The organism is Simplicispira sp. GW247-4R2A, assembly GCF_059424465.1.
Genome location: NZ_JBWKZM010000022.1, coordinates 26290 through 41869 on the forward strand (window position 1 = coordinate 26290; position 15580 = coordinate 41869).

13 protein-coding genes are annotated in these 15580 nt (G+C 60.8%); 11 read left to right on the forward strand and 2 right to left on the reverse strand.

Annotated features, from left to right (window positions below; genetic code table 11):
- Positions 1 to 111: 111 nt before the first annotated feature.
- The 4 genes from AC07ZH_RS14715 (at position 112) to pyk (ending at position 4306) form a co-directional block, all read left to right on the forward strand.
- Entirely contained in the window at positions 112 to 1308 is a 1197-nt protein-coding gene (locus tag AC07ZH_RS14715) for a phosphoglycerate kinase (protein WP_119109845.1), read from the forward strand.
- Between the two features lie 168 nt (positions 1309 to 1476).
- Entirely contained in the window at positions 1477 to 2169 is a 693-nt protein-coding gene (locus tag AC07ZH_RS14720; RefSeq protein ID WP_495200371.1) for a hypothetical protein, read from the forward strand.
- Complete coding sequence (locus AC07ZH_RS14725) at positions 2166 to 2720, forward strand: FlgO family outer membrane protein (protein WP_495200372.1); 555 nt, start codon at positions 2166 to 2168, stop codon at positions 2718 to 2720. Before AC07ZH_RS14720 ends, AC07ZH_RS14725 begins: the two co-directional genes overlap by 4 nt.
- Before the next feature lie 149 nt (positions 2721 to 2869).
- Entirely contained in the window at positions 2870 to 4306 is a 1437-nt protein-coding gene (gene pyk, locus AC07ZH_RS14730; protein ID WP_119109848.1) for a pyruvate kinase, read from the forward strand.
- A 65-nt stretch (positions 4307 to 4371) separates the two neighbouring features.
- On the opposite strand, the gene AC07ZH_RS14735 is transcribed toward pyk, so the two are convergent.
- Entirely contained in the window at positions 4372 to 4947 is a 576-nt protein-coding gene (locus AC07ZH_RS14735) for a phosphatase PAP2 family protein (RefSeq protein ID WP_495200373.1), read from the reverse strand.
- 267 nt (positions 4948 to 5214) lie between these two features.
- On the opposite strand from AC07ZH_RS14735, the gene AC07ZH_RS14740 reads away from it, so the two are divergent.
- From AC07ZH_RS14740 to AC07ZH_RS14770, 7 genes are all read left to right on the forward strand, one after another.
- Complete coding sequence (locus AC07ZH_RS14740) at positions 5215 to 5913, forward strand: winged helix-turn-helix domain-containing protein (RefSeq protein WP_495200397.1); 699 nt, start codon at positions 5215 to 5217, stop codon at positions 5911 to 5913.
- A 32-nt stretch (positions 5914 to 5945) separates the two neighbouring features.
- A complete protein-coding gene (locus tag AC07ZH_RS14745; RefSeq protein WP_495200398.1) occupies positions 5946 to 7274 on the forward strand; it encodes a histidine kinase dimerization/phospho-acceptor domain-containing protein in 1329 nt (442 codons plus the stop codon).
- Between the two features lie 69 nt (positions 7275 to 7343).
- Positions 7344 to 8408: a class II fructose-bisphosphate aldolase gene (gene fba / locus AC07ZH_RS14750; protein WP_119109851.1), complete on the forward strand. Its 1065-nt coding sequence runs from the start codon at positions 7344 to 7346 to the stop codon at positions 8406 to 8408.
- Between the two features lie 240 nt (positions 8409 to 8648).
- Complete coding sequence (locus AC07ZH_RS14755) at positions 8649 to 10250, forward strand: Re/Si-specific NAD(P)(+) transhydrogenase subunit alpha (protein ID WP_495200374.1); 1602 nt, start codon at positions 8649 to 8651, stop codon at positions 10248 to 10250.
- A 38-nt stretch (positions 10251 to 10288) separates the two neighbouring features.
- Positions 10289 to 11701 carry a Re/Si-specific NAD(P)(+) transhydrogenase subunit beta gene (gene pntB / locus AC07ZH_RS14760; protein ID WP_495200375.1) on the forward strand — a complete coding sequence of 471 codons (1413 nt, stop codon included), beginning with the start codon at positions 10289 to 10291 and terminating at the stop codon, positions 11699 to 11701.
- 81 nt (positions 11702 to 11782) lie between these two features.
- A complete protein-coding gene (locus tag AC07ZH_RS14765; protein WP_495200376.1) occupies positions 11783 to 13462 on the forward strand; it encodes a long-chain-fatty-acid--CoA ligase in 1680 nt (559 codons plus the stop codon).
- A gap of 201 nt (positions 13463 to 13663) precedes the next feature.
- Positions 13664 to 14422, forward strand: a complete 759-nt coding sequence (locus AC07ZH_RS14770; protein WP_495200377.1) for a 5'-methylthioadenosine/adenosylhomocysteine nucleosidase — start codon at positions 13664 to 13666, stop codon at positions 14420 to 14422.
- A 150-nt stretch (positions 14423 to 14572) separates the two neighbouring features.
- Here AC07ZH_RS14770 and corA read toward each other — a convergent pair whose 3' ends face one another.
- Entirely contained in the window at positions 14573 to 15559 is a 987-nt protein-coding gene (gene corA / locus AC07ZH_RS14775) for a magnesium/cobalt transporter CorA (RefSeq protein ID WP_119109856.1), read from the reverse strand.
- Positions 15560 to 15580 lie beyond the last annotated feature (21 nt).

A 15580-nucleotide genomic window follows, 5' to 3' on the forward strand; every position in this document is an offset into this window, starting at 1 on the left:
GAAGCATTGCCGGGCGACTGGGTCAGGGAGGCCTGTCAAAGCGGGTGCCTAAAATGTGGCGACTTCCCAGCCATTCTCCAACGCCGTTTTCGGCCTTGAACAGACACCACCATGCACATTCTTCGTTTTTCCGACCTTTGCGCACAAGGCCAGGTCGCCGGCAAGCGCGTCTTCATTCGTGCCGACCTCAATGTGCCGCTGGATGCGAGTGGCCACATTACCGAAGACACCCGCATTCGCGCCTCGGTGCCCTGTATTCGCATGGCCCTCGAAGCGGGCGCGGCTGTGATGGTCACCAGCCACCTGGGGCGGCCAGTGGAAGGGCAATTCAAGCCAGAGGACTCGCTAGCTCCCGTGGCGCGGCGACTGTCGGAACTGCTCGGCCGTGCAGTGCCGCTGCGCGCGGATTGGGTCGGCGGCGTGGCAGTGCAGCCCGGTGAGCTGGTCTTGCTGGAAAACTGCCGCGTCAACCCTGGGGAGAAGAAAAACGACGAGACACTGGCACGCGCCATCGCGGCACTGTGCGATATTTTCGTGAACGATGCTTTTGGCACCGCGCACCGTGCAGAGGCCACCACCTACGGAGTCGCTCAGTACGCGCCTACCGCCTGTGCGGGGCCGTTGCTGGCAGCAGAAATCGACGCATTGACCAAGGCACTGGCGCATCCAGCACGCCCCTTGGCAGCTATCGTCGCCGGGTCCAAGGTGTCCACCAAACTCACGATTTTGAAAAGCCTGGCGGGCAAAGTGGATCAGTTGATCGTGGGGGGTGGCATTGCCAATACTTTCATGCTGGCTGCCGGCTTGCCTATTGGCAAGAGCTTGGCGGAGCCAGGCCTGGTAGACGAAGCACGCGCCGTGATGGCCGCCATGAAGGCAAGAGGAGCCGAGGTGCCCATTCCAACCGACGTGGTGACTGCCAAATCGTTCTCGGCCGAGGCTCCTGCAGCCACCAAGCGCGCTGAAGATGTGCAGGAAGATGACCTGATTCTCGATATTGGCCCTGAAACTGCCAACCACCTTGCGAGCCAGCTGCATCAGGCGGGCACCATTGTGTGGAACGGCCCCGTGGGTGTATTCGAATTTCCCGCGTTTGAAAATGGCACGCGCGTACTCGCCCAGGCCATTGCCGATTCCAAGGCTTTCAGCATTGCCGGTGGTGGCGACACCTTGGCCGCCATTGCCAAATACGGCATTGAAGACCGCGTGGGCTATATCTCGACTGGAGGAGGCGCCTTTTTGGAGGTGCTGGAGGGGCGTACGCTACCGGCATTCGAGATTCTGGAAAAGCGGGCTGCAGAAAAATAACGCACCGCCGTGAAAGACTGTGACAAAAACAACAAGGGGTGTGTAGTTCAGCGCTCTTAGCGCATCTTTTTCTTGTTTTTGTTGAGCCGCGCGCCCAGAATTATTTTGATCCGGGTTGTGGGTGCCAGTTGGCCCGTTGCCCCCGCTTTCATTCGTTAGGAGGGAATCATGGTGTTTTCAAAGGCAATCAGTGCCGCCTTGTTGGCTGGCGCTGTAGCGAGCATGATGGGCTGCGCGACCAAGTCGCCCATTCCGCTTGCGGAGAATTTCGATCTCACCGTGCAACCCAAGGTGCGTTCGGCGGGCCACTGGGACTTGGTGTCCCGCGATGTGGTTTCCCAGACTCTTGCGACGCTTGATAAGTCGGGTATCCCGGCCGGAACCCAAGTTCACGTGGGCTTGCCCCCCAATCCAAGCCAGTTTGATTTGGCGTTTCGCGATTTCCTGATCACGAAATTCGTGCAGAGCGGCGCAAATGTGCAACAAGCACCTGGGCACGGTCTTGAGGTGAGCTACCACGCTCAGGTGGTGCGCCACAACAGCGACAGGCCGCATTTCATTCCTGGTGAATTCACCATGATTACCGCCGGTGTGATGGCCGCTTATGGTTTGCGCCATGAATACATTGATACGCAGCTTGCGGCCGGACTCGGCCTGGCGGCTTTGGCAGATTACGGCGCAAGCGTCAATACAGGCGGCCCTACCAACACCGAGATGGTGCTCACCACTACAGTGACGCGCGGCGGGCAATACGTAGCACGCAAGACCGACGTGTACTATCTTGAGAATGTAGACGCGCCGCTGTTCATGCGGTCGCCGCCTCCCTACCAGAGCGTGAACATGAAGGTGGTGTCGCAATGAAATCCTATGCCCTGTTGACTCTGTGCGCCGGCGCCTTGCTGGCCGGCTGTGCCAACAACGCCGCCCCATTGCGTGTTGAACCTACTTACCAAGAGGCGGCCAGCAGCCAGTTTTTGCTGAGCAGTGCCGATGCCATTGCCAAGTTGACGGCTGGCTTTGATATGCCGGCTGTGAGCGGCGGTCCAGTACTCGTGGCTACGATTGTCAATGTCAATGATCTCAGTCGCTCTGCTCCGCTGGGGCGCACGCTCTCCGAGCAGTACGCCTCGTCGATGGCTGCCAAGGGCTTCAATGTCAAGGAAGTGAAGCTGCGTGGCGATGTATTTGTGAAGGAAGGTGCGGGTGAATTGCTGCTTTCCCGTGAGATCAAGGACATTGCGCGCAGCCACAACGCAGCTCTCGTGCTCGTGGGCACTTATTCGGCAGCAGCGAACTTCACTTATGTGAGTCTCAAGCTTGTGCGTACCGAGGACAGCCGTATTGTGCGTGGCTATGACTATGCGCTGCCCAACGATAGGGATGTGCAGCGACTGCTTCAGGCCGCACGGTAGGCTGGTACGTCGTTTCAAAATGGGCTCCTTCGGGAGCCTTTTTTGTTTTAGCGGGAATGTCGCTCGCTTACCGTCCGGAAGGGCTTTCGATGTAACCGAATTAGTGAGAAAATTGAAACTCAATTACATATTTACCCAGAGAGATTCATATGCCCTTGCGCCGCGCCACCAAAATCGTAGCCACCCTCGGCCCCGCATCTGGCGAGTTGGCCATGTTGGAGAAGATGGTGCTGGCAGGCGTGAATGTGGTTCGACTGAACTTCAGCCACGGGCAGGCGCAAGACCATATTGAGCGTGCCCGCCTTGTGCGCGAGGCGGCCAAACGTGCCGGGCGTGAGGTCGCCATCATGGCGGATCTGCAGGGTCCGAAGATACGGGTTGGCAAATTTTCCGAAGGGCGCGTCATGCTGGAGGAGGGGGCGCCCTTTGTGCTCGATGCGTCGCGTACCGAGCCCGGAGATCAGGCCGGGGTAGGTCTTGACTACAAAGAATTGCCACGGGACACCCGACCGGGCGACGTGCTGTTGCTTAACGACGGCCTGATCGTCCTCGTGGTCGATGCGGTGCGGGGTGAAGCCGTACATACCACCGTGCGAGTGGGCGGGGAGCTGTCCAACAACAAGGGCATTAACAAGCAAGGCGGGGGGTTGACTGCGCCAGCGCTGACGGCCAAGGACATGGAGGATATCCGTACGGCGATGAGCTTTCAGGCCGATTACGTGGCCGTCAGTTTTCCAAAGAATGCGACGGATATGGAAATGGCGCGCCAGTTATGCAACGTGGCAGCGGCGCAGTACCGGCACAAGCCTGGCTTGATAGCGAAGATAGAGCGCGCCGAGGCGATTCCGCGACTGGAAGAGATCCTGCGGGTGAGCGACGGCATCATGGTGGCACGCGGTGATCTCGCGGTGGAAGTGGGCAATGCAGTGGTACCGGCCTTGCAGAAAAAAATGATTCGCATGGCACGCGACATGGACAAACTCGTCATCACCGCGACGCAGATGATGGAGAGCATGATCACCAACGCTTCGCCTACGCGCGCTGAAGTGAGCGATGTGGCCAACGCCGTACTCGATGGAACCGATGCGGTCATGCTCAGCGCAGAAACCGCAGCGGGGCGCTACCCGCTCGAGACGGTGCAAGAAATGGCCAAAATTTGCGCAGCTGCAGAATCTGCAGAGGATGTGCAGCTCGACGCAGACTTCAGTGGGCGGACCTTTGGCGCCATCGACCACTCGATCGCCATGGGCGCACTCTTCACGGCCCACCACCTGGGTGCAAAAGCCATCGTCGCCATGACCGAGAGCGGCTCAACGGCACTGTGGATGAGTCGCCACCGCATCCACATTCCTATCTACGCACTCACGCCCAAGGTTGCCACCCAAAGGCGGATGGCGCTGTACCGCAATGTCCGGCCGATTTTGATGGATACCAGTGCCGACCGCGACACGGCGCTCGAGCAAGCCGAGCGCCATCTGAAGGACCGGGGCATTGTCAGTTCAGGCGACGTCTATGCCATCACTTGTGGTGAACCCATGGGGGCGCCCGGTGGGACCAATATGCTGAAGATTTGCCGCGCTACCTGAATCGGGACGGGACCAGATTCGTATTCGCGAAGATGGCGTGAAAAGGCGCTGGATCGGGCCAGAGTTCAGCTACCAGATCGCACGGCAGGAATGTCGGGCACGCTGTGTGTGGGACGCAGGTGCATGACCACGTCAACCGCCCAGGCACAAATCCAGCACAACCAGCCAGTCCAAAGCGTATGGCTTTGGAAATGCGCGCCGCGCATCTGCTGGGCGAAGCCCAAGACCGTGCCTGCGCACAGTGCGCAAGCGAGCCAGACGCGTGCGGCGCGCGGTTGGCTTCTGCGCAATGCGAAGTAGCCGCCGACGAATGCGAAACCCGCTGATGCGTGCCCTCCTGGAAAGCACTTCCCGGCGCCGCCGTCAGCCAAGCCCCACGTCCAGTGCGAGACATACCGTGCGACGCCACCGAATTCGTTGAGGTCCCAGGGGCAACTGGTGGCGCTGGCGTACCTGATGCTCGTCACCAAGGCCGGCGCCGCCAAGGTGGTGATCGCCAGTTGCAGGCGCTCAGGGCGGCTCGTCGTGCGCAGCACCCAGAAGGGCCACCAAATGGCGAATACCAGTACCAAAACGAGGGCCCAAGCCAGACGTCGTGCGTCCTCGTGCATGACCTGCACCAGGAACCAGTTGCTACGCAAGGGGAATCCCAGGCTACCGCCAAATACATGTGCAAGCGCCCGATCCATGCCGGACGCATCCCACAAAATCAGCGCAGCAAGCGAGACGGTTGTCCATAGAAGAAGGTGCCAAAAATTCTTCTGCGCAGATGATTCTGGATGTGCTGAAGGGTTGAAGTGAACAGGCATGCTGTGCTTTAAGCGGAATGACTTGAGCGCGAATGAAGCGAATCCTGCAATCTACCAAAGAGACAGTTCATGCGGGCCAACTCCTGCAAAAATGCCATCATGCGGATATTGGTAGTCGAAGACGATGCGGGCATCGCCAATGGACTTGTTGTGAACCTCAGCAAGCGTGGATATGCCGTGGACCTGTGCTCCAGCGTGGCTGGTGCCTGGGGCGCCCTGTGCAGCGAGCGTTTTGCTGCCGTCGTGCTTGATCTCGGTTTGGTGGATGGAGATGGTGAAGAGCTGCTCCAGCGTTTGCGCGCGAGTCCCGTTCTGGATGGCCGCATCGGGCAGCTGCCGGACCCTGCCACGCCAGTGCTGATCATGACGGCACGCGACGGGGTGGAGCAGCGCATTGCCGGGCTCGACAAAGGGGCGGACGATTACCTCGTCAAACCCTTTGATGTGAATGAACTTGGTGCACGCTTGCGTGCGCTGCTGCGCCGTTCGGTGGGCCGTGCGCAGCCGCTGGTGGAGCATGGGGACATTTCCTTGGACCCGGCAACCCGTACCGTTCTTCGTGCCGGTCAGCAAGTCGATGTGTCGCCGCGCGAATTTGCCATCCTGCTCGTATTGCTGGAAGCGCGTGGTCACGTGCTGTCGCGCGCGCAACTGGAGGAGCGCCTCTACAGTTGGAACACCGCCATCGAGAGCAATGCCATTGAAGTCCATATTCACCATTTGCGCCGCAAGTTGGGCAATGGGCTGATCCAGACCATGCGCGGTGTGGGCTACTTTGTCCCCAGGAGTGCAGATTGAAGTTCCCTCTCGCCTGGCGAGAGGCCTCGTTGATGCGCCAACTGCTGCTGTGGTCCTTGGGCGCGCTGGTAGTCGTATGGGGATGCTTCGTATTCCTTGCGTACCGAACGGGAATAGAAGAGGCCGATGAGCTGACCGATGGGCATCTGGCCAGCGTCGCGGTACTTTTGCTAGGCATTCAGGACTTGCCGTCATTGAGGCAGGTACCAGAAGTCCTGCGGCTGCGCCAGGAGCGACTCAAAAACCACGATTATCAGCAATCGTTCAGTGTGCTTGTGTGGGATGCGCAGGGCAAACTGCGCTGGCGCAGCGGCGCTGCGCCCGTGATCGTCTTTGATCCCGGTGAAGGCTACGCAACACTGCTGGCGGGCGATGAGCAGCAAGCTTGGCGAACCTTCTCGCAGTGGAACCAAGAACACACGCAAAAAATCGCGGTCATGCTCTTGTTGGAGAAGCGCGATGCGCTTGCCCAGGATATCGCGGGCCAGATGATGGAGCCTGGACTGTGGTTGCTGCCCGTCGTGGCCCTTGCGTTGGGCCTTGCCATTTCGCGGGGACTGCTGCCCCTCGTTGAACTCTCCGACGAGGTGGCGGCGCTGGACGTACAGAGTGCGAACAGCCTGGTGGCGCGCCATCCGGTGCGGGAATTTGATTCCGTAGTGGCCTCGATCAACACATTGCTTGAGCGCCAGCAGCAAGCCTTGCTGCGCGAACGGCGGCTCGCAAGCGAGATAGCGCATGAGCTGCGTACGCCACTCACGTCTATCGTTCTGCAAGTACAAGCGCTGGAGGCAGACCCCAGGTTTCAAGCACAGGGCGACGTATTGGCGCGTATTCGATTGGACACCTTGCGTGCCGGTCATGTGTTGACGCAGCTCCTGGCCTTGGCACGGTCGAGCCGAGGCGATGCAGGGGGCGCGCCGGAGCTTGTGGACATGACCCAGCTCGTGCGCCTCGTTGTTGCGCAATACGCCCAATCCGCCTGGGAACGACGTGACTCCATCGAAGTGCAAGCTCCGATGTCCGTACGCGTAGTCGGTCAGCCGATGCTGCTGGACATCGCCCTACGCAATTTGGTCGAAAATGCATTGCGCCATACGCCAAAAGGAACGCGCATCAGCATCCAGTGCGGAGCCGTTGGCGAAGGAGGGGCAGCTTGGCTGCAGGTGTGTGACGATGGGCGGCGCGCCAATGCGGATGCCGACCCTCCACCTGCCGACAGCCTTCACCTGGGGCACGAAATTGTCGGGCGAGTGGCTGCTGCACATGGGGCGGTTTTTTCGGCTGCTCCTGCGCCTACCCCCTACACCACCTGCTACCGGATCGATTTCCCTGCCAACGCTTGCCAAGGGCTTGGCTAAAATGCAGAGTTACCAAGCGGTTACATGTCGTGTGCCGCGTCCTACTACTTTCACCGGATACACAAGATCATGCCTCTCGTCTCGATGCGACAGCTCCTGGACCACGCCGCCGAATGTGGCTACGGCATTCCCGCTTTCAACGTCAACAATCTTGAACAGGTGCAGGCTGTCATGGCAGCCGCTGATGAAACGGGTGCACCGGTGATTCTTCAGGCCAGTGCCGGTGCGCGCAAATATGCCGGGGAAGCCTTTGTCAAGCACCTGATCCAGGCTGCGTGCGAAGCCTACCCCCACATTCCGCTGGTCATGCACCAAGACCATGGCACATCGCCCGCCATTTGCCAGGGTGCGCTCACTCTGGGATTTGGCTCGGTGATGATGGACGGCTCGCTGATGGAGGATGGCAAGACGCCGTCGTCCTTCGACTACAACGTGGACGTGACGCGCAAGGTCGTCGCCATGGCCCATAAGGTAGGTGCCACGGTTGAAGGAGAGCTGGGTTGTCTGGGTTCGCTGGAAACTGGAGAGGCGGGTGAGGAAGACGGCGTGGGAGCGGTAGGCAAACTCGACCACAGCCAGATGCTCACCGACCCTGAGGAAGCGGCCCAATTTGTCAAAGCGACCCAGCTCGACGCGCTGGCCATTGCCATTGGCACCAGCCACGGCGCCTACAAGTTCACGCGCAAGCCCACGGGCGACATTCTGGCCATCAGCCGTGTCCAGGCGATCAATGCCCGCATTCCCAACACCCACTTGGTGATGCACGGTAGCTCCAGCGTCCCGCAAGACTTGCTTGCCATCATCAACCAGTACGGTGGCAAGATGAAGGAGACCTATGGCGTGCCGGTTGAGGAGATCCAGAAGGCCATCCAGTTCGGGGTGCGCAAGATCAACATCGACACAGACATTCGCCTGGCCATGACGGGCGCGGTACGCAAGTTTCTGGCAGAGAACCCGGAAAAATTCGACGCCCGTGAATGGCTCAAGCCTGCGCGCGAGGCGGCCAAGGCCATCTGCAAACAGCGCTATATCGAGTTTGGTTGCGAAGGCCAGGGCGGCAAGATCAAGGGCGTGTCGCTGAGCGTGATGGCGCAGCGGTACGCCGCAGGCGACTTGGCCCAAGTCGTGAACTGAAAGTCCAGCATCCCATCCCGTGCAAACCGGCAGCCTCGTGCTGCCAGTTTTGTATTGAGGCACTTCTCGACAGAAACGTATCCGATGGGCGATAGAAGCCGAATATTCTTAATGTAAGCTCGCGGTCAGTTAACCCGTGCGGGCTGGGGTACTGAGCGGAGCCTCCTGGCTAGGCGCTATCGCGCATGCAAGCCTCCGGGGTGCCGGTGCAACGATTTTGAAACTCGGAGGAGGCGATTCATGCAAACAAGCCCAACACCAGCGGTGCAGTGCATCGGCGTGCCCAGGGAAACCTTCAACGGCGAAAAGCGTGTGGCCACCGTGCCGGACGCGGTGGAAAAACTCGTCAAACTCGGTTTCAAGGTCGCTGTTGAGTCTGGCGCTGGCGATGCAGCCCATTGCAGCGATGACACTTACCGCGCCGCAGGCGCAGAGGTGTTGCCAAGTGCCGCCGCGCTGTGGGCTGCTTCGGATATTGTGCTCAAGGTCCGTCCGCCAAGCAGTGACGAAGTCGCGCTGATGCGCGAAGGCGGCACGCTCATCGGGTTTATCTGGCCTGCGCAGAACCCGGAATTGATGCAGCAGCTCACGGCCAGGAAAGCCACGGTACTGGCCATTGACTGCCTGCCGCGGACCTTGAGCCGCGCACAGAAGATGGACGCGCTGACCTCTACCGCCGGTGTGAGCGGTTACCGCGCCGTCATTGAAGCGGCCAACGCCTTTGGCCGCTATTTCAACGGCCAGATCACGGCAGCGGGCAAGGTGCCACCGGCCAAAGTGTTCATTGCCGGTGCGGGCGTCGCGGGCCTGGCAGCCATCGGAACAGCAGCCAGCCTGGGCGCCATCGTGCGCGCCAACGATACACGCGCCGAGGTGACCGACCAGGTCAAGTCGCTGGGTGGCGAGTTCATCAAAGTCGACTATGAGGAAGATGGTGCCGGCGGGGGTGGTTACGCCAAGGTGATGAGCGAGGGGTTCCAGGCCGCGCAGCGCCAGATGTATGCCACACAGGCCAAGGACGCTGACATCATCATCACCACGGCGCTGATCCCCGGCAAGCCGGCGCCCAAGCTCATCACCGCCGAGATGGTGCAGTCAATGAAGCCCGGCAGCGTGATCGTGGACATGGCTGCCGAGCAGGGCGGCAACTGCGAGCTGACCGTCCCGGGTGAAGCCGTGGAGCGCCACGGCGTGACCATCATTGGCTACACCGACCTGCCCTCGCGCCTGGCCAAGCAATCGTCCACGCTGTATGCCAACAACCTGCTGCGCCTGGTCGAAGAATTGTGCAAGGCCAAGGATGGCGTGGCCGTGGTCAACATGGAAGACGATGCGATCCGTGGCCTTACCGTCACCAAGGACGGCGCCATCACCTGGCCGGCACCGCCACTCAAGGCGGCGCCGGCTCCCGCGCCCAAGCCAGCGGCTGCGCCCGTGGCCGAGAAGAAGGGCGGCCATGGTCATGGCGGCCCCGTGCCTGCCAAGAATCTGGCCATCATCTTTGCCGTGGCCGCGCTGGCGTTCTGGTTCATCGGCGCCTATGCGCCTGCCGCTTTCCTGGGGCACCTGACGGTGTTCGTGCTCGCCTGCTTTATTGGCTACATGGTGGTGTGGAACGTGACGCCTGCGCTGCATACGCCGCTGATGAGCGTGACCAACGCCATTTCCAGCATCATCGCCATCGGTGCGCTGGTGCAGATCGCACCGCCGGAAGCGGCCGTCAATGGGCGCCCGGGTGGGCTGATCCTCTGGCTGGCTTTTGCCGCCCTCGTGCTCACGTCCGTCAATATGTTCGGCGGCTTTGCCGTGACGCGCCGCATGCTTGCCATGTTCCGCAAATAAGAACACGACACCAGTAGAACAAGCTAGGAAAGACGCACATGTCCCAAAGTCTCGTCACGGTGGCTTATATCGGCGCCGCCATTCTCTTCATCCTGAGCCTGGGGGGTTTATCCCATCCGGAAAGCTCGCGGCGCGGGAATCTGTTAGGCATGGTCGGCATGGCATTGGCCGTGTTGGCCACGGTGTTCGGCCCGCGCGTGGGCAGTGCGGGCATCGCCTGGATCGTCGGGGCGCTGGTCATCGGCGGCAGCATTGGCCTGTATGCAGCCAAGGTTGTGAAGATGACGCAAATGCCCGAGCTGATCGCGCTCATGCACAGCCTGGTGGGTCTGGCGGCCTGCATTGTGGGCTTTGCCAGCTACGTGGATACCTCGCTTCAGTTGCAAGGTACGGAAAAAACCATCCACGAGGTGGAGATCTACATCGGCATCCTGATTGGCGCGATCACCTTCTCGGGTTCGCTGATTGCCTTCGGCAAGCTCAACGGCAAGATCGGTGGCAAGCCACTTCTATTGCCCGCGCGCCATTGGCTCAACCTGGTTGCGCTGCTGTTGGTGATCTGGTTTGGCAAGCAATTCTTGGTTGCGCACGACGTGCAGGCCGGCATGCTGCCGCTGATCGTGATGGCCGCCATTGCCTTGCTGCTTGGCGTTCACATGGTCATGGCCATTGGCGGTGCCGATATGCCGGTGGTGGTGTCCATGCTCAACAGCTACTCGGGCTGGGCCGCTGCGGCCACGGGCTTCATGCTGGGCAATGACCTGCTGATCGTGACCGGTGCGCTGGTGGGGTCCTCGGGCGCCATCCTGTCCTACATCATGTGCAATGCGATGAACCGCAACTTCATCAGCGTGATCGCGGGCGGCTTCGGCTCAGGCGGCGGCAAGCCGGCCAAGAAGGGCGAGGTTGCCGAGCCCCAGGGTGAAGTGGTGCCCGTCAGTTCCGCCGAGACCGCCGATCTGTTGCGCGATGCCAAGAGCGTCATCATCGTGCCCGGCTATGGCATGGCGGTGGCCCAAGCGCAGCACACGGTGTACGAAATTACGCAAACCCTGCGCGAGCGAGGTGTCAATGTGCGCTTCGGCATCCACCCGGTCGCCGGTCGCATGCCCGGCCACATGAACGTGCTGCTGGCCGAGGCGAAGGTGCCCTACGACATCGTGATGGAAATGGATGAGATCAACGAGGACTTCCCCGACACCGATGTGGCCATGGTGATCGGTGCCAACGACATCGTGAACCCGAGCGCGCTGGATGACCCGTCCAGCCCGATTGCCGGAATGCCAGTGCTTCAAGTATGGAAGGCCAAGACCTCGATCGTGATGAAGCGCTCCATGGCCTCGGGCTATGCGGGAGTGGACAACCCACTCTTCTACAAGGACAACAACCGCATGCTGTTTGGTGACGCCAAGAAGATGCTCGACGAGGTGCTGGTGGCGCTCAAGAGCTGACGAGGCAGAAAAAAGTATGACCGTGCCAAATAATTTTGGCACGGTCAAAACTACGCGAAAGTAGACCAGGAGATTTTGGAGATGACCGAGCGCATTTGGCTGAAAAGTTACCCGACGGGCGTGCCCGCCGACATCGATCCCGGGCAGTATCCGTCCCTTGTGGCGCTGATGGAAGAGGCCTTCCGCACGCATGCGCTCAAGACCGCGTACAGCTTCATGGGCAAGGACATCACCTATGCCCAGGCCGATTCGCTGAGCAGCGCCTTTGCCGCTTATCTGCAGAGTCTTGGCTTGGTCAAGGGCGACCGGGTCGCCTTGATGATGCCCAATGTGCCGCAGTACCCGGTGGCGGTGGCAGCGGTGCTGCGCGCTGGCTACGTGGTGGTGAACGTGAACCCCATGTACACGCCGCGCGAGCTTGAGCACCAGTTGCGCGATTCGGGTGCCAAGGCGATGGTGATTCTGGAAAATTTCGCCACCACCTTGCAGGCTTGCCTGGCCGATACACTGATCAAGCACATCGTTGTTTGCAGCATGGGCGATCAGCTCGGGCTGCTCAAGGGGGCGTTGGTCAACTACGTGGTGCGCAACGTCAAGAAGATGGTGCCTCCCTGGAACCTGCCGGGCGCGGTGCGGTTCAACGAGGCCGTGGCGCGCGGCACGCGTGGCGTACTCAAACAGCCTGAGATCAGGCCAGACGACATTGCACTGCTGCAGTACACCGGCGGAACCACGGGTGTGAGCAAGGGCGCCGTGCTGCTGCACCGCAACGTGATTGCCAACGTGTTGCAGTCCGAAGCCTGGAATTCCCCGGTCATGAAACTGGTGCCTGAGGGCGAGCAGCCCACCAGCATTTGCGCGCTGCCGCTGTACCACATCTTCGCCTTCACGGTGAACATGATGCTCAGCATGCGCACCGGTGGGAAAACCATTCTGATTCCCAATCCGCGCGATTTGTCGGCGGTGCTCAAGGAACTGTCCAAGCAGCGTTTTCACAGCTTTCCTGCGGTCAACACGCTGTTCAACGGCCTGGCGAACCACCCGGATTTCAGTACTGTCGACTGGAGCCACCTCAAGGTGTCCGTGGGTGGCGGCATGGCCGTGCAGGGCGCGGTGGCCAAGCTCTGGCTTGATAAAACGGGCTGTCCGATTTGCGAAGGCTACGGTCTCTCTGAAACCAGCCCCTCTGTCAGCTGCAATCCGGTCACGAACAAGGAATTCACGGGCACGATCGGCGTGCCGCTGCCGAGCACCTACATGAAGCTGCTGGACGACGAAGGGCAAGCTGTCAGCGCTCTGGGGCAGTCGGGCGAGATTGCCATCAAGGGGCCGCAGGTGATGGCGGGCTACTGGCAACGCCCGGACGAGACGGCCAAGGTCATGACCGACGACGGGTACTTCAAGTCTGGCGACATCGGCATCATGGACGAGCGCGGCTACTTCAAAATTGTGGACCGCAAGAAAGATATGGTGTTGGTGAGCGGCTTCAACGTCTACCCCAATGAGGTGGAAGAGGTGGTGGCCGAGTGCCCAGGCGTGCTGGAGTGCGCGGTCGTCGGGGTACCCGATGAAAAAACCGGCGAAGCCGTCAAGCTCGTGATCGTCAGGAAGTCTCCAGAACTGGCGGAGGCACAGGTGCGCGCGTTCTGCCGCACCAATCTCACGGGCTACAAGCAGCCGCGCGTGATCGAGTTTCGTGAGGAATTGCCCAAAACACCGGTAGGCAAGATTTTGCGGCGCGAACTGCGCGACAAGAAGTAATCCGCGCCCCGAGCCATTCCGGCCCCTGCTGCCCTGGGGCGGGACCCCATGATGCCGCGCTGGCGCACGGCAGCCTGCACCTTCCGAAGGTTCTATGGCGCCGATCTGAGGTAAACAGACGCGTGCGCAAAGCGCGTAGGCTCTGCACCCTGGCGCTTCGCAAGAGCTTCAGGGTTTTCTTTTGTGCGATTCTTTCCCAGCATGACCACCGCCATCCTCAGCGCATTACCCGAAGAGCAATCCGGCCTGCTGGCGCGACTGGAGCAGGGCCAGCGCCTGGTGCACGCCGGGCGCGTGTTCTGGCGCGGCAGCCTGCATGGGCACAGCGTCGTGCTGGCGCTTTCGGGGATTGGCAAGGTGGCGGCGGCGACGACCGCCACCGTGCTGATCGAGCGCTTTCGCGTGGCGCGCATTGTGTTCACCGGGGTGGCGGGTGGGGTGGGTGAGGGCGTCGCCGTCGGGGACATTGTGGTGGCGCAGGACTACGTGCAGCACGACATGGACGTCTCGCCTCTGTTCGAGCGCTGGCGCGTGCCGGGGTACGAGGGGGTTTGCCTTCCGTGTGATCCCACGCTGACCGCTATTCTTTCAGAAGCTGTCAACGCATGCCTGGTAAGCGCTGGCAGCTATTTCGACCATGAATTCATGGACACGGCCCCACGCCTGCACCTGGGGCTGGTGGCCAGTGGCGACCGCTTCGTCACCTGCTCCGAGGTGGCACGCGCGCTGCGTGAGCCGCTGGTAGCGGCTGGCCACGACGTGCTGGCTGTGGAAATGGAAGGCGCTGCCGTCGCCCAGGTGTGCCTGGACTACCGGCTGCCCTTTGCAGCGGTGCGCACGGTATCAGACCGCGCCGACGCCAGCGCGCATGTCGATTTTCCGGCCTTCATGGAAAAAGTGGCCAGCCGCTACGCCGAGCGCATCGTGCAGCAGTTTTTGGAAGCACTTCAAAAACAATAGCTGAATGCGCTTATTCTATAAGCGCCAAAGCCTGTTTTGACCAAATTTTCCAAATGGGCGTGGCTCCATCAGCGCTACCGGGGAACCGGCTTTGCCGGGCCACCGGAGGCGGCCCCCTCAGGGGAAGGCGCGCAGCGCCGCAGGGGGAGCCTATTTCAGCCAGCCGCGCCTTCTGAAGTACCACATGGGCACGAGGGCGCTGGCCAGCATCAGCACCAGCACATAGGGGTAGCCCAGTGTCCAGTCCAGCTCCGGCATGAACTTGAAGTTCATGCCGTAGATACTGGCGATCAAGGTGGGTGGCAGCAGCGCCACGCTGGCCACCGAGAAGATCTTGATGATCTTGTTCTGGTTGATGTTGATGAAACCGACGGTGGCGTCCATCAAGAAGTTGATTTTGTCGAACAGAAAGGCGGTGTGGCTGTCGAGCGATTCGATGTCACGCAAAATTTGCCGCGCTTCCTCGAACTGCTCGGCGTTGAGCATCTTGCTGCGCATCATGAAGCTGACCGCGCGGCGCGTATCCATCACATTGCGGCGGATGCGGCCGTTCAGGTCTTCCTGGCGGGCGATGGCGCCCAGCACTTCGCCGGCGCGCTCGTCGGTCACGTCGCCGGACAGCACCTGGGTGCTGACCTCCTTCAAGTCGTCGTAAATGCCTTCGAGCGTGTCGGCCGAGTATTCGGCGTCGGCGTCAAAGAGCTTGAGCAGCACGTCGCGTGCGTCTTCGATGAGCCCCGGCGCCCGCCGGGCACGCAGGCGCAGCAGGCGAAACACGGGGATATCCTCGTCGTGAATCGAGAACAGCACGCCCTTGCTGCGCAGGTCAGGGTTGGTGAGGTTGAGGATGAAGGCGACGCGCACCGAGCGCGAGTCTTCGTCGTCGTCAATGAGAAAGTCACTGCGGATGTGCAGTTCACCGTTGTCTTCTTCGTAAAAACGCGCCGACTCTTCGATGTCGGTGTCCATCGCGTCGTGTGGAATCGACAGGCCGTAGTACTGCGTGACCCAGCGCTTTTCGTCTGGCGTTGGGGCGTCCAGGTCTACCCAGATGGGCTGGAACCTGGAGAGCTCTTCGAGCGACTCGATTTCTTCCTGAACGAGCCGCCCGTTGGCGAGCGTGAAGATGTTGAGCATGGGCTCACTCCCTGGATACGA

What these genes read in the sequence shown, in the direction of transcription:
- AC07ZH_RS14715 (WP_119109845.1), top strand. Translation starts at nt 112, where the DNA reads ATGCACATTCTTCGTTTTTCCGACCTTTGCGCACAAGGCCAGGTCGCC.
- AC07ZH_RS14720 (WP_495200371.1), top strand. Translation starts at nt 1,477, where the DNA reads ATGGTGTTTTCAAAGGCAATCAGTGCCGCCTTGTTGGCTGGCGCTGTA.
- AC07ZH_RS14725 (WP_495200372.1), top strand. Translation starts at nt 2,166, where the DNA reads ATGAAATCCTATGCCCTGTTGACTCTGTGCGCCGGCGCCTTGCTGGCC.
- pyk (WP_119109848.1), top strand. Translation starts at nt 2,870, where the DNA reads ATGCCCTTGCGCCGCGCCACCAAAATCGTAGCCACCCTCGGCCCCGCA.
- AC07ZH_RS14740 (WP_495200397.1), top strand. Translation starts at nt 5,215, where the DNA reads ATGCGGATATTGGTAGTCGAAGACGATGCGGGCATCGCCAATGGACTT.
- AC07ZH_RS14745 (WP_495200398.1), top strand. Translation starts at nt 5,946, where the DNA reads ATGCGCCAACTGCTGCTGTGGTCCTTGGGCGCGCTGGTAGTCGTATGG.
- fba (WP_119109851.1), top strand. Translation starts at nt 7,344, where the DNA reads ATGCCTCTCGTCTCGATGCGACAGCTCCTGGACCACGCCGCCGAATGT.
- AC07ZH_RS14755 (WP_495200374.1), top strand. Translation starts at nt 8,649, where the DNA reads ATGCAAACAAGCCCAACACCAGCGGTGCAGTGCATCGGCGTGCCCAGG.
- pntB (WP_495200375.1), top strand. Translation starts at nt 10,289, where the DNA reads ATGTCCCAAAGTCTCGTCACGGTGGCTTATATCGGCGCCGCCATTCTC.
- AC07ZH_RS14765 (WP_495200376.1), top strand. Translation starts at nt 11,783, where the DNA reads ATGACCGAGCGCATTTGGCTGAAAAGTTACCCGACGGGCGTGCCCGCC.
- AC07ZH_RS14770 (WP_495200377.1), top strand. Translation starts at nt 13,664, where the DNA reads ATGACCACCGCCATCCTCAGCGCATTACCCGAAGAGCAATCCGGCCTG.
- corA (WP_119109856.1), bottom strand. Translation starts at nt 15,559, where the DNA reads ATGCTCAACATCTTCACGCTCGCCAACGGGCGGCTCGTTCAGGAAGAA.